Origin of the sequence: Deinococcus deserti VCD115, assembly GCF_000020685.1 — a bacterium.
In the GTDB taxonomy this organism is placed as follows: domain Bacteria; phylum Deinococcota; class Deinococci; order Deinococcales; family Deinococcaceae; genus Deinococcus; species Deinococcus deserti.
This window is the reverse complement of the sequence record NC_012526.1, coordinates 1,746,734-1,759,230: the sequence shown is the minus strand read 5'-3', so window position 1 is coordinate 1,759,230 and position 12,497 is coordinate 1,746,734. Positions and strand designations below refer to the sequence as shown.

The window sequence follows — 12,497 nt, the reverse complement described above, 5'->3', positions numbered from 1 at the left end:
GTGCACGTGGATCTTCTTCCCCAACTCCTGATCGCCGGCGTGGTCATCGGCAGCATTTACGCACTGGCCGCGCTGGGCTTCGTACTGATCTACAAGTCCAGCCGCGTGATTAACTTTGCGCACGGACAGATCATCGCTACCGGGGCGTTTATCGCCTTCGCACTGACGCAGAGCGGCATGAACTTCTGGCTGGCCGGGCTGCTTGCCATGGTCGCCACCTTCCTGCTGGGCATGCTGATCGAACGGGTGTTCCTGCGCCGCATGGTGGGAGAGCCGATCATTTCGGTGATCATGGTGACCATCGGCCTGAGCAGCGTTATTGAGGGTCTGATTCACCTCACGCCCTACGGTGCCGGCAGCTTCAGCTTCACCACGCCCGCTGTACTGGCCGGCGACGGCCTGAGCGTCCTGGGCACGCAACTGTCACGCACTCAGATTGCTGGGGTTCTTGCGGCGCTGGGACTGCTGGCCGGCTTTACCTACTTTTTCAACAAGTCCACCCTGGGCATCACCATGCGCGCCGTGGCTGACGACCAGATGGCGGCCATGTCGGTGGGCACCAGTGTCGAGCGGGTCTTTGCGCTGGCCTGGGCAGCAGCTGGCCTGTCTGCGGCGGCCGCTGGTGTCATTCTCGGGCTGATGAGCGGCCTGACCCTGGGTGGGCTGGCGGGCATTGGCCTCAAGGTATTTCCGGTCGTGATTCTAGGTGGGCTCGACAGTGTGGTCGGGGCCATTGTGGGCGGCATGCTGATCGGCGTGCTGGAAAACCTCTCGGCCGGGTATCTCGATGGCCTGGTGCCGGGCGGCGGCACACGCGAAGTCTTTCCGTTCATCATTCTGATCGCGGTGCTGCTGCTGCGCCCTTACGGTCTGTTCGGCACCAAGGAGATCGAGCGTGTGTAAGCCTGCCGTCCCTTCCGGAGAGGTCCGCTGATGCCCGCCTCACGCTTTACCCAGACCGGCAACTACCGCGTCCGTTACCAGCAGGACCAGACAATCTTCGCCACCTACGCCGAGCAGGCCAGCCTGATCGTGGGCGTGCTGCTGCTGCTCGCCCTGCCGCTGCTGATCCCCAAGACCATGCTGCGCGACGTGGACATGATCATGATTTTCGCCGTGGCGGTGCTGGGGCTGAACGTGACCACCGGCTACACCGGACTGATCAACATCGGTCAGGCGGCCTTCATGGGTGTGGGAGCCTATGCCACGGCACTGGCGGCCACCCGGCTGAACCTGCCGTTTTTCCTCGCCATTCCGCTGGGCGGGCTGGCCGGCGCCCTGGTCGGAACCTTCGTGGGCCTCCCCAGCCTGCGCCTGAAGTACCTGTATCTGGCGGTGGCTACGCTGGCTTTCCAGATCATTTTCGAATGGACCGTGGGACACTCGCCGCTGCTGGCTCAGGGCGGGGCGATCAGTATGCCCACTGTGCAGATTTTCGGCATCCGTGACACCTTCCTGAATCACAACATGTTCTGGTACTACATCATCCTGCCGGTCCTGGTGGCCATGGCCCTGCTGTGGCGTAATGTGCTGCGTACCCGGCACGGCCGCTCCATGATTGCCGTACGCGACAATGATCGCGCGGCGGCGGCCATGGGCATCAACCCGGGCACGGCCAAACTCACGGCCTTTATGATCGGCAGCTTCTACGCCGGCATTGCAGGCGGGCTCTTCGCGTACTTCCAGAAAGCCGTGGTTATCGAGGACTACGGCCTGCATACCAGTGTGCAGCTGCTGGCCATGGCCATCGTGGGAGGGCTGGGCAGCCTGCCGGGTTCCTTTCTGGGTCCGATCTTTATCGTGGCGCTTGACCGGTTCATGGGCAGCGCCAGCTCCTGGCTGGGCGAGAAGGACATCTTTCCGCAGGGCATCGACGTTGCGACTGCAATGAGACCTCTGGCCTTCGGTCTGGCGATCATGCTGTTCCTGATGTTCGAGCCGCGCGGCCTGGCCAACTGGTGGCGTCTGGTGCGGATGTACTTCAAGAAATGGCCGTACAAGTTCTGAGACTGCCCGCGCAGAAAAGGCTTCACAACAGCAGCCAGACCGACCTTCTTTTCCAACTTTCACCCTTTGAATCCCCCTCTCCAGCCGTCTCTTTCCTTACCCCGGAGGTAAGCCCATGAAAAAACTTCTTGCCCTGACTGCCCTCGTTTCCCTGGCCTCCTTTGCCACTGCGCAGAAAGCCACCACCCTGGTGTGGTCGGGCGCCATCACCGGCCCCACCAGCGACGCCGGGTCCAGCTACGCCGCAGGCGTGGAGGACTACTGTAAGTACGCCAACAGCCAGAAGATGCTGACCGTGACGCTGAACTGTGTGGTGCGTGACGACCAGTACAACAATGCCAACACCCAGCGAATCTTCGAGGAGTTCGTGGGCAGCCAGAACGTTCCGGTGTTCCTGGGCTACGCCACCGGTGCCATGCTGCAGATCAAGGGCGTGGTGCAGGAAACGAAGATTCCGACGTTGCCCGCCAGCTACCACATCGGCCTGATTGATCCGCCCAACAACCAGTACATGTTCCTGCCAGTCAGCAGCTACAGCGAGAACATGGTGGCGCTGCTCGAGTGGGTGGCCAAAAAGGAACGAGGCGCCAAAGTCGCTCTGGTGGTCAACCCCAGCCCCTTCGGCCGTGATCCGGTTGTAGACGCCCGCAAGGCCGCCACCCGTCTGGGTCTGAATATCACCGACGTGCAGGAAGTTGGCGGCAACAACCTCGACAACACCGCGCTGCTCAAGCGCCTGGAGTCACAGGGCGTGAAATATGTGATCAACCAGAACACCGCCGGGCCAGTGGCCAACATCCTCAAGGACGCCAAGCGCCTGAACCTGCTGGGCAAGATGCAGTTCATGGGTGCCCACTACACCGGCGGGGAAGACCTCACCAAGCTGGCTGGTGACGCTGCCAAGGGCTTTATCTGGGCGACCAGCTACTACCTGTACGACGAAGGCGACCGTCCCGGCATCCAGCTGGTCAAGAAGATCGGCGCGCAGGCGGGCCGTAAGATCGACACCATCCGCAGCGTGCACTACACCAGCGGGATGCTGGCCGCAGCCATCGCCATTGAAGCCATGAAGCGCGGAGGCAAGGACATCACGGCCGCCAGCGTGTACAAGGGACTGACCAGCATGAACGGCAGCCGTGCCTTCAATCCTGGATTTTCGGTGGGCCCAGTGACTTTCAGCGCCAAGGACCACGTGGGTGCCGAGAGCCTGCGTCTGCTTGAAGCTGACGCGACCGGCAACTTCAAGGCCATTACAGGTGCGCAGCGCAGCCGCATGTTCCAGCTTGTTCACCCCCTGAAGTAAATCCCAGGGAGGGAGGAGGCCGTTTCTTCCGGCCGCTTCCCTCCTTTTTCCCCGCCAAAGGAGGGCTCCGCTTGACCGCACCGCTTCATCCCCAACCCCACGTCACCCCACCTCCTGTCAATACGGCGATGGGCAGTGACCTGACTATCAACAACGTAGAAGTCGTTTACCACGACATTGTTCAGGTGCTGCGCGGCGTGTCCCTGACGGTCCGGGCCGGGCGCGTGACCAGTCTGCTGGGCACCAACGGAGCAGGCAAGACCACCACCCTGCGTGCGATTTCGGGGCTGCTCAAGCCCGAGAACGGCAAGATCCGCGAAGGCACCGTCACCTTTGAAGGCCGCGTGCTGTCCAGCATGAACGGCACCGACGTGGTCAAAAGCGGCGTGGTCCAGGTGCCGGAAGGTCGCCGGGTCTTCAAGCACCTGAGCGTCGAGGAGAACCTGCGCGCCGGAGCCATTCTGGGCCGCGGCAACTGGCAGAATGACCTGGAACGGATCTACACCTACTTTCCCAAACTTCGCATGCTGCGCAACAAACAGGCCGGATACACCTCGGGAGGCGAGCAGCAGATGATCGCCATTGGCCGCGCCCTGATGGCACACCCCAAGGTGCTGCTGCTTGACGAGCCGTCTCTGGGTCTGGCGCCCCTGCTGGTCGCAGAGATCTTCGACAACGTGCGGCAGATCAACCGCCAGGAAGGTGTCGGAGTGCTGGTGGTCGAGCAGAATGCCAACATTGCACTGCGCAACAGCGATTACGGCTACGTGATGGAAGGTGGCCGCATCGTCATGGAAGGGGATAGTGCCGAGCTGGCCAGCAACCCTGACGTCAAGGAATTCTATCTGGGCGTCACCGAGCAGGGCAGCCGCAAGAGTTTCCGCGAGGTCAAGAGCTACAAACGGCGCAAACGCTGGATGTAATGGTCCCGCACGGCACCTGACCTGGCCTGTCGGCTGCCTGGCGACCATGACGGAGTTTTTTCATGACGAACACCCTGCCTTCTCCCCGGTCTTCTCCGAAGGGCCTTTCAGCCCTCCTCTCACGCCTGCGCGGCCTGCCGCTGTACCGCGGGGCGCTGCAGGACATACCCGACTCCGCGGACTGGACAGCCGTGCCGTTTCTAACCCGTGAACAGCTAACGGTAGCCTTTGAGGCCGGAGAACTGCTGCATCCGGACGCAGTACGTGTGCATCTCACGCCGCACCCCGGAGGCGGCTGGCTCCCGGAGTACGCGACCCGAGCTGATATCGAGGCCCACGGACGTGCCAGCGCGCAGGCTTTTGCGCGGGCAGGCATTCAGTCCGGCGACCATGTGCAGGTCGCGTTCGGTTACCACCGTTTTGCCGGTGGCTGGCTGATGCAAGACGGCCTCGAAGCGCTGGGCGCCAAGACCATTCCTTTTGGCCCCGGCGAGACCGAGGCGCAGCTCGACACGCTGCGCCGCCTGAATGTCCGGGTGCTGGTCAGTGCGCCGAGTTTTGCGCAGAAGCTGGGCGAGGCCGGCGCTCAGGTCGACTTGCTGATCGCCGCCGGCGAGCCCATGAGCAGCATCGAGGGTCGGCGCGAGCGGGTCCAGTCTGCCCTGGGAGGGACAGCGTTGGACTGCTACGCCACCAGTGAGGCTGGTCTGATTGCGCTGGAAACTTCCGCTCAGGACGGCATGAAAGTGCTGGACGACTGGGTGTACGTCGAGGTGATTGACCCTGAGTCCGGACAGCCGGTTGAGGACGGCGCCCGTGGTGAGTTGGTGGTGACCCACCTGAGTAAACAGGCCATGCCGCTGCTGCGCTTCCGCACCGGGGACCTGACCCGGCTTGAGCAGCGCACGGACGGCACCTATCTGCCGGGCGGCGTGTTCGGGCATGTCGGCGGAATGCTGAAGGTCAAGGGCGTCAAGCTGTTTCCACGTGAAGTTGCCTTCTGGTTGGCAGGGCATGGACTGGACCATCTGCAGCACACCCTGCGTATCTCCACGTCCGGTGGCACGGACCGTGTGCACCTGAGCGTCCGGGGTGATCCACGTCCGGACATGGCAGCGTTGCAGACGGATTTCCAGAAGCGTTTTGCCATCCGTGCCGACGAACTGGTCGTCGACCCCGGCCACGAAGGTCAGGGCGTGCAGGACGAACGGCACTGACCGCATCCGGCAACACAGCAGAAAAAGCCCCGCCTGGAGTGCGGGGCGGTGGAACCGACTTCACCCGGTCGGCAATAATTGTGGGACATCCTTAGCTTAGCGGCAGACTTCTGGGATTCATTGGACGGCTGTAAGGTCACCTTCACCTTTCCGGCCCACCCTGTCTGTGACCCTGACCACGTGCGTGTGATAAAGGAAAGAACAGATGACGGGTGGACGCAGACAGAAGATCAGAATATCGCGCAGTCAGGACGCGCCGCCGCGCCATGCCCCAGGCCGGGCCGGTGAGCCTTTTGCTACAGAGGGGTACTTCACCCCGCGCCCGGCGCTGCTGCCAGAGCGACTGGACCGGCACAAGGCCTTGACGAAACCTGGGGTACGCGGGTTTCCGGAGGTAGACGCAGCGCAGGCCCTGCTCGCGCAGACCATGCGCAAGGACAAGGTGCGCGGCGATGTGCTGGACCTGACCGCCATGGGAGGATTGATTGGCAGCCTGAGCGGCGTGACGCTCCGGGCGGTGGAAGGCAGCGCTGCGGCACTCAGCGTCCTGAGTGCGGCCGGCCACGACACCTGCGCCGCGGTGCCTGGAGATTCTCTGACGGAGCGCTGGCCGGAGCGGGCGCGAACCGTCGCAATGGTTCTGGCGGGTGACCGGGGGAATGCCTACGCGCTCAGTCAGGTGGCCTGGGCACATGCCTGCACGCCTCCGGGCGGCACGCTGTATCTGGCGGGCGACCGCGACAAAGGCTTTGACCGCTATGTGCGGGCAGCAGGCAGTGCCTTCGGATCAGGCGAGACCATTGCCCGCGACGGTGGCATGCGGGTGGCCCGCCTGATCCGCCGCCCCGGACCGACACCGGTGTATCCGGAACCCGAAGGATACGAAGCCTACGGCGTCAAGGTGGTGGGTCTGCCTGGGGTGTTCAGCGCCGCCAAACCAGACAAGGCCACAACACTGATGCTCGATCACCTTGTAGATCTGCAACTGCAGGGGCGCACGGTGCTGGATCTGGGCTGCGGCACTGGTCTCATCGGAGCCTGGGCAGCCCTGCGAGGAGCGCACGTGACCCTGGTCGACGGCGACCTTTTGAGTGTGCGCAGTGCCCAGGCCACACTGGTGGCCAGTGGCCTGGGGGGTGAGGTCGTGCACAGTGACGTGGACGCCGAACTGGGGGACCGTACCTTCGACGTGATCCTGACCAATCCACCTTTTCATGTGGGACGTGGGGTCGTGCTCGACGTAGCCCGGGAATTTATTGCGGCCGCTTCCCGCCGCCTGAATCCTGGAGGCGCCCTGTATCTGGTGGCCAATGAGCCGCTGCCCTATGAGCAGGCCATGCAGGCTGTCGGCCAGACACGTGAGCTGATCCGGGCAGGAGGCTTCAAAGTTCTCCTGGCCACCCGGCCCGCCTGAGGCCTGGGAACCCGGAGGGGCCCTACCGCGTATAAAGCTTGTTCTGGACCTCTGAACTCCAGGCCTGCGGCGAACCGGGCGGGTTTGCTAGAATTACGCGCTCCGCTCCCCGGCCCCTTGAATTCCGTCCAGACACCGCCGAGGCACTGAAGTTCCGATCGTTTCCCGTTCCGCAGGAGGCCGCATGGCAGATTCCACCAAACCTCGCACGCGTACCAAGGTCGCTGCGACCGCTGACGCCCCCAAGGCCGAGCCCGTTATCAACACCCCGGACAAGCCCCGCACGCGTGTGAAGGCGGTTGGTACCGCGGTTGCCGAACAGCCTGTGACGCAAGAGGCCAAGGCTGCCCCCAAAAAGGCAGCTGCCGATAAGACGGCGAAGCCTGCTGCCAAGAAGGCTGCCGCCAAGCCAGCCGCTGACCAGCCCAAGACTGTGGAAGCGGCCAGCAAGCCGGCTAAAACTGCTGACAAGGCGGCCAAGGCTCCGGCCAAGAAGGCAGCCAAAGCACAAGGCGACGCTGAACCGGCTGCCAAGGCAGCCAAAGGCGCCAAAGCTCCTGCGGTCAAGGTGGTGGCGCCCAAGGCTGGCGGTCCGGCTGACAAGCCGTACTACGCCCACCCCAGCATTCAGGACATGCTCAAGGCCGGACGCGCCGCAGGCGTGCTGTCCAGCGAGGAAGTCGCGGCGGCGCTGGGTCTGGCGCTGGAAGCCAACGGCCTGGATCCGGAGAGCCCCGACGCCTTCGAGGACATGCAGCTGTACCTCGCTGGGCAGAACATTGAAGTGCAGGACCTCGACGAGGATGAAGACGAGGACACCGACGATGATGCCGAGGTCGAAGAGGTCCCGGGTGCCCGCGCGGCCACCGACGACGACGAGGAAAAATACTTCGACGATATGCCCCGTGCGGTCAGCAACGATCCAGTGCGCCAGTACCTGCACGAGATCGGCCGTGTGTCGCTGCTGACGCTGGAAGAAGAAATTGCGCTGGCCCGCCGCATCGAGGAAGGTGAGGAAGCCCGTAAGCTGCTCGAAGAGGATGTAGAACTCGACGACCGTGGCCGGCGCCGCCTGATGCGCCAGATGGAAGACGGTGCCAATGCCCGTCAGGGTTTGATTGAGGCCAACCTCCGCCTGGTGGTCTCGATTGCCAAGAAGTACACCGGGCGTGGCCTGGGCTTTCTGGACCTGATCCAGGAAGGCAACCAGGGCCTGATTCGTGCAGTCGAGAAGTTCGAGTACCGCCGCCGCTACAAATTCTCCACCTATGCCACCTGGTGGATCCGTCAGGCCATCAACCGCGCTATTGCTGACCAGGCCAGGACCATCCGTATTCCGGTGCACATGGTCGAGACCATTAACAAGCTTACCCGTACCGCCCGGCAGCTGCAGCAGGAACTCAGCCGCGAGGCAACCCACGAGGAGATCGCTGAGGCCATGGGCCCGGGCTGGGACGCTGCCAAGGTCGAGGAAGTCCAGAAGGTCAGCCAGGAACCGGTATCACTGGAAACCCCTATCGGGGATGAGAAGGACTCCTTCTATGGAGACTTCATTCCCGACGAGAACCTTGACTCCCCGGTCGAGAACGCGGCCAAGACCCTGCTTTCCGAGGAACTCGAAAAGGCCCTGAGCAAGCTCACCGAGCGTGAGGCGATGGTCCTGAAGTTCCGCAAAGGGCTGGTAGACGGACGCGAACACACCCTGGAAGAGGTCGGGCAGCGCTTCAGCGTGACCCGTGAGCGCATCCGCCAGATCGAGAACAAGGCGCTGCGCAAGCTCAAGTACCACGAAAGCCGCACCCGCAAACTGCGCGACTTCCTGGACTGAGTTTTACCTCCACGTTCTGTTGTTGCCCCGGACTGTTGTGTCTGGGGCAACTTCGCTTTTGAGCTGGCCGTGCAGCCGCTAGACTGCCGGAAATGCCTCTGTTTCTGCCGTTCCCCGCTGGCCGGGAAGCCTTGCCATGACAGCGGGCACATTTTCGCCTGTGGAAGAAACGTCCGCCATTAAACACTGGCGGGCGTATGGGCTGGCCCTGCTGCCCCTGGCCCTCCTGGGCATCATGCCAGTCTGGAGCTGCCTGACTTTATGTGTCGTCTATGCGCTGGGCGTGCGCAGTCCCGTATGGGCAACCCTGCGGCTGACGCTGACACTGCTGGTGACAGCTGTTACCGCCATAGTCAGTGTCCCGGCCGCGTTTCAGAGCGGGTTGGCTTCCCTGGTGGTGCTGGCCGTGTCGTACATCGTCTGGACCCTGGCCGGCGTATTCCTCAACCTGGGGGCCCAGACCCTGCAAGAGGGCGCGCGCCGTGGTATATGGCCGGTGCTGGCGGCTGGTCTCGTGGCGCCCCAGCCGCTGCTGCTCTTGGCGCTGGTCGGCGGACTCGCAGCCCGGCCGGGCCCGGATGACCGTCGCTCAGACCGGGTACTAGATCGGCGGGTGTGGTCGTGGACGCTCGCAGTGCTGGTTGCAGGTGTGCTGATCTCAGCCCTGCTGCCTCAGGCGAATTCCTCATGGCTGACCAGCCGCATGGCGGGAAATGAGACTGTGCGCAGCCCGGATACGCTCGGTGGACCCCGCCAGACTGCAGAGCCAGTTCATTCCGGGAATCGATCGGCAGGCACCGAAGGCGTAATTACCAAACCTCTTGAAGTACAGATTGACGCGTCACGGCTGCTGACGCCTTTGACCTTCCTTCTGGTTGCCGGTGCACTGCTGTTGCCTGGATTGGCTCTGCTGCTGCGTCTTACCCTGCGAGGGTCTGGTCAACGCCGGCATCCTGCTGAAGTTCTGATTGCTATGACCCTCATCCTGACCGGCGTGGTTTGGCTGGTGGTAGCGGCGCTTCTCAATAGTGGTGGTAGTAGTGCCATGGGCATGGACGGTATGAATCTAATTGAAAAGCTGATGCGTATGCCAGACGCTTTGACGCCAGCGACGGCCACCCGCTCCCTGGAGCTGACGCCTCTGGTGCAGCTTCAGATCTGGCTGGCCCTGGCGCTGACCACTCTCCTTCTGGTGGCACTCTTTCACCGGCTGCGGCGCGGCTTCGCGCTACCTGCTCCGCATAACTCTGCTGTGACTGATCCAGGCACTGTACCGGCCACATCGGTCCAGCAGGAGGCGCTGCACCGCGTTCGAATCGCTTACCGTAACGCGGAGGCGGCCTTGACGGCCTCTGGGCGAGGGCGGTCCCCCGCTGAGACCCCGGCAGGCTACGCCGCCAGGTTGGGAGCCCGTGATCCTGTTCTGGCTGATGCCCTGACGACCCTGGCAAGTGCGTACGGACCAGTGCGCTATGGCGGGCGTGTGACTGACGACAACGCTGACCAGGCTGAAGCGGCTGTGGCAGAGCTGACCAGAGCTCTGAGCACGCTGCCGCAGCTCGGCCCGGACGACCTTACCGACCCCCACCCGGAATCACCCAACAACTTCAAGGAGCCCCTATGACCATGCAGACAACCACATTTACCTCCCGTGTCCTGGACAACGTTGCCCGTGTGCTGGTTGGTAAGGACGAGGTCACCCGTCAGGCCCTGGCTGGTGTTCTGGCAGGCGGCCACGTGCTGCTCGAAGATGCTCCGGGCACAGGTAAAACCATGCTGGCGCGTGCGCTGGCGGCCAGCCTGGGCCTGACCTTCCGCCGTGTCCAGTTCACCCCGGATCTATTGCCCGGCGACGTCACTGGCGTCAGCGTGTACCGCCCGGCAACGGGGGAGTTCAACTTTGTGCCCGGCCCGATCTTTACTGGCGTCCTGCTGGCCGACGAGATCAACCGGGCGACCCCCAAAACCCAGTCCGCGCTGCTTGAGGCCATGGGTGAAGGGCAGGTGACCGAGTCTGGCGTCACGCACCGGTTGCCCGCGCCCTTCGTGGTGATCGCCACCCAGAACCCGGTGGAGCACGAGGGAACCTACCGGCTGCCCGAAGCGCAGCTTGACCGCTTCCTGCTGCGCCTCTCGGTGGGTTATCCAACACTGGAGGAGGAAGTCCGGTTGCTTGACCGCCTGCAGGGAGAGCATCCGATTCATACCCTGGGGGCGGTGACGACCCCAGCGGAACTGCTCCAGGCGCAGGCGCAGGTCCGCGAGGTGTTCGTATCCGAGGACCTGCGGCGCTATGTGGCCGGCCTGGTGCGGCGCACCCGTGAGCACCCTGTGGTGGCGCTGGGTGGGGGACCGCGTGCCAGCCTCGCGCTGCAGGGTGTGGCCCAGGCGCTCGCCTGGCAGGAGAGCCGGCAGTTCGTGACGCCAGACGATGTGCAGCGGGCGGCACCCGGAGTGCTGGCCCACCGCCTGAGCCTGAACATTGAGGCGAGATTGCAGGGCCACCCGGCGGAGCGCGTCGTCCAGGACGTGCTGAAAGCCGAGCCGGTACCGGTCGAGAACCAAGGGATCGAGGGCCAGGCTGCTGCTATCCCCGTCCGGGGCTGAGCCGTGTCGCTCTTCCTGACCTGGGTGCTGTGGGCCGCCCTGCTTTCAGTTCTGGCAGGCGGGCTCTGGGTTCTGTACCGCACCCCGCCTCAGGTCACCCTGACGCGCGAGCTGCCGTCCAGCGGCTTTCAGGGTACACGCGTACAGCTGGGTGTGCAGGTGCTGATCAGCAGTCGTCTGCCGGTGCGTTATCACGTCGAAGACGCCCTGCCCCGCAGTGTCATTCCCGATATGCTGCCAGTTTTCAGTGGTGAGCTGATGGGCACACGAGAACACACCTGGGATACGTCCCTGACCCTCAATTGCCGTGGAATCTATGACTGGCCGGCCGTCACCGTGCGCTGGGCCGATCCGTTGGGTCTGTTCTGGCGACAGCTTACCTTGCCGGTGCCAACCCACCTGGAAGTCTTTCCCGGTACTCATGGCCTGATCCTTCCCGACCTGTTGCGTCCACTTCTGAGCGAGGGTCACCTGAGCCGCACGCTGGGGCTCGACGACCCGATCAGCCTGCGGGGTGCGCGTGAATACCAGACCGGCGACTCACCGGGACGGATCCACTGGCGCCTCTCGGCCCGGACCGGCACCCTGACCGTCCGCGAGCTGGAACGTACCGCTGCAAGCAGCCTCACGGTGTATCTGGACACCACAGCCGGAGGCTCGACCTATACCGAGAGCGCTGTCCGTCTGGCGGCCAGCCTGGTGCGGGAAGCTGTATCTATGGACCTGCCTATGGCAGTAGCTTCCCAGGGGGGGATGACTGTAGCGGGCCGCGGCGCCGACGCACAGCATGCGGCGTTGCTGCATCTGGCACGGCTGCAGCCCGAACCTGGCCCGCCGATCATCCCATCCACCCGTCCTGGCGGCAATCTGGTCATCCTGACCGCAACAGCCGGACCCGCACTTGTCGAGCAGGCGATGCGGGCGCGGGCGACTGCCAGCCGGGTCGTCATTGTGGCCATGCCTGAAGGATTTTACTTGGAGCCCGGCGAGAAACCGCGCCGGCAGTGGGCAGGAGCGCCCGAGACTATCCGGGAGCTGGAGCGTCAGGCAGGTGTCCTGGCGGGAGCTGGTGTGCTGGTGTATGTGCTCCGCGGCAATCAGAGCGTGCTGCGACTGGGTGCCTGACCTTGGCCGCATGTGAAGGCAGGTGAAAGCCGCCTGCAATGGGCATAAAGGAAGTGCTCAGGTGGCTGCGACA

General features: G+C 63.7%; 10 protein-coding genes. All 10 read left to right on the top strand.

Annotated elements, in window-relative coordinates:
* The first annotated feature begins 6 nt into the window (after positions 1 to 6).
* The 10 genes from DEIDE_RS08360 to DEIDE_RS08315 all read left to right on the top strand — a co-directional run bounded on the left by DEIDE_RS08360 (position 7) and on the right by DEIDE_RS08315 (position 12,424).
* Positions 7 to 903 (top strand): branched-chain amino acid ABC transporter permease, encoded by an 897-nt coding sequence (locus tag DEIDE_RS08360; RefSeq protein ID WP_012693518.1) that lies wholly within the window; start codon positions 7 to 9, stop codon positions 901 to 903.
* A 30-nt stretch (positions 904 to 933) separates the two neighbouring features.
* Positions 934 to 2,007 (top strand): branched-chain amino acid ABC transporter permease, encoded by a 1,074-nt coding sequence (locus tag DEIDE_RS08355; protein WP_012693517.1) that lies wholly within the window; start codon positions 934 to 936, stop codon positions 2,005 to 2,007.
* A 115-nt stretch (positions 2,008 to 2,122) separates the two neighbouring features.
* The gene (locus DEIDE_RS08350; RefSeq protein WP_012693516.1) at positions 2,123 to 3,310 is read left to right on the top strand and encodes an ABC transporter substrate-binding protein; all 1,188 of its coding nucleotides are present in this window, start codon (positions 2,123 to 2,125) and stop codon (positions 3,308 to 3,310) included.
* Between the two features lie 71 nt (positions 3,311 to 3,381).
* Positions 3,382 to 4,233, top strand: a complete 852-nt coding sequence (locus DEIDE_RS08345) for an ABC transporter ATP-binding protein (protein ID WP_012693515.1) — start codon at positions 3,382 to 3,384, stop codon at positions 4,231 to 4,233.
* Positions 4,234 to 4,295: 62 nt separating this feature from the next.
* Positions 4,296 to 5,450 carry a phenylacetate--CoA ligase family protein gene (locus tag DEIDE_RS08340; RefSeq protein WP_012693514.1) on the top strand — a complete coding sequence of 385 codons (1,155 nt, stop codon included), beginning with the start codon at positions 4,296 to 4,298 and terminating at the stop codon, positions 5,448 to 5,450.
* A gap of 205 nt (positions 5,451 to 5,655) precedes the next feature.
* Positions 5,656 to 6,864 (top strand): class I SAM-dependent methyltransferase, encoded by a 1,209-nt coding sequence (locus DEIDE_RS08335; RefSeq protein ID WP_012693513.1) that lies wholly within the window; start codon positions 5,656 to 5,658, stop codon positions 6,862 to 6,864.
* A 184-nt stretch (positions 6,865 to 7,048) separates the two neighbouring features.
* Positions 7,049 to 8,692 (top strand): RNA polymerase sigma factor RpoD, encoded by a 1,644-nt coding sequence (gene rpoD, locus DEIDE_RS08330; protein WP_012693512.1) that lies wholly within the window; start codon positions 7,049 to 7,051, stop codon positions 8,690 to 8,692.
* 160 nt (positions 8,693 to 8,852) lie between these two features.
* Positions 8,853 to 10,316 (top strand): DUF4129 domain-containing protein, encoded by a 1,464-nt coding sequence (locus DEIDE_RS08325; protein ID WP_162485423.1) that lies wholly within the window; start codon positions 8,853 to 8,855, stop codon positions 10,314 to 10,316.
* Positions 10,313 to 11,299: an AAA family ATPase gene (locus DEIDE_RS08320; RefSeq protein ID WP_012693510.1), complete on the top strand. Its 987-nt coding sequence runs from the start codon at positions 10,313 to 10,315 to the stop codon at positions 11,297 to 11,299. Before DEIDE_RS08325 ends, DEIDE_RS08320 begins: the two co-directional genes overlap by 4 nt.
* Before the next feature lie 3 nt (positions 11,300 to 11,302).
* A complete protein-coding gene (locus DEIDE_RS08315; RefSeq protein WP_012693509.1) occupies positions 11,303 to 12,424 on the top strand; it encodes a DUF58 domain-containing protein in 1,122 nt (373 codons plus the stop codon).
* Positions 12,425 to 12,497: the final 73 nt, after the last annotated feature.

Bases quoted from the DNA above. Each gene is read 5' to 3' on its own strand.
- DEIDE_RS08355 (WP_012693517.1), top strand. From the start codon at position 934: ATGCCCGCCTCACGCTTTACCCAGACCGGCAACTACCGCGTCCGTTAC.
- DEIDE_RS08350 (WP_012693516.1), top strand. From the start codon at position 2,123: ATGAAAAAACTTCTTGCCCTGACTGCCCTCGTTTCCCTGGCCTCCTTT.
- DEIDE_RS08340 (WP_012693514.1), top strand. From the start codon at position 4,296: ATGACGAACACCCTGCCTTCTCCCCGGTCTTCTCCGAAGGGCCTTTCA.
- DEIDE_RS08335 (WP_012693513.1), top strand. From the start codon at position 5,656: ATGACGGGTGGACGCAGACAGAAGATCAGAATATCGCGCAGTCAGGAC.
- rpoD (WP_012693512.1), top strand. From the start codon at position 7,049: ATGGCAGATTCCACCAAACCTCGCACGCGTACCAAGGTCGCTGCGACC.
- DEIDE_RS08320 (WP_012693510.1), top strand. From the start codon at position 10,313: ATGACCATGCAGACAACCACATTTACCTCCCGTGTCCTGGACAACGTT.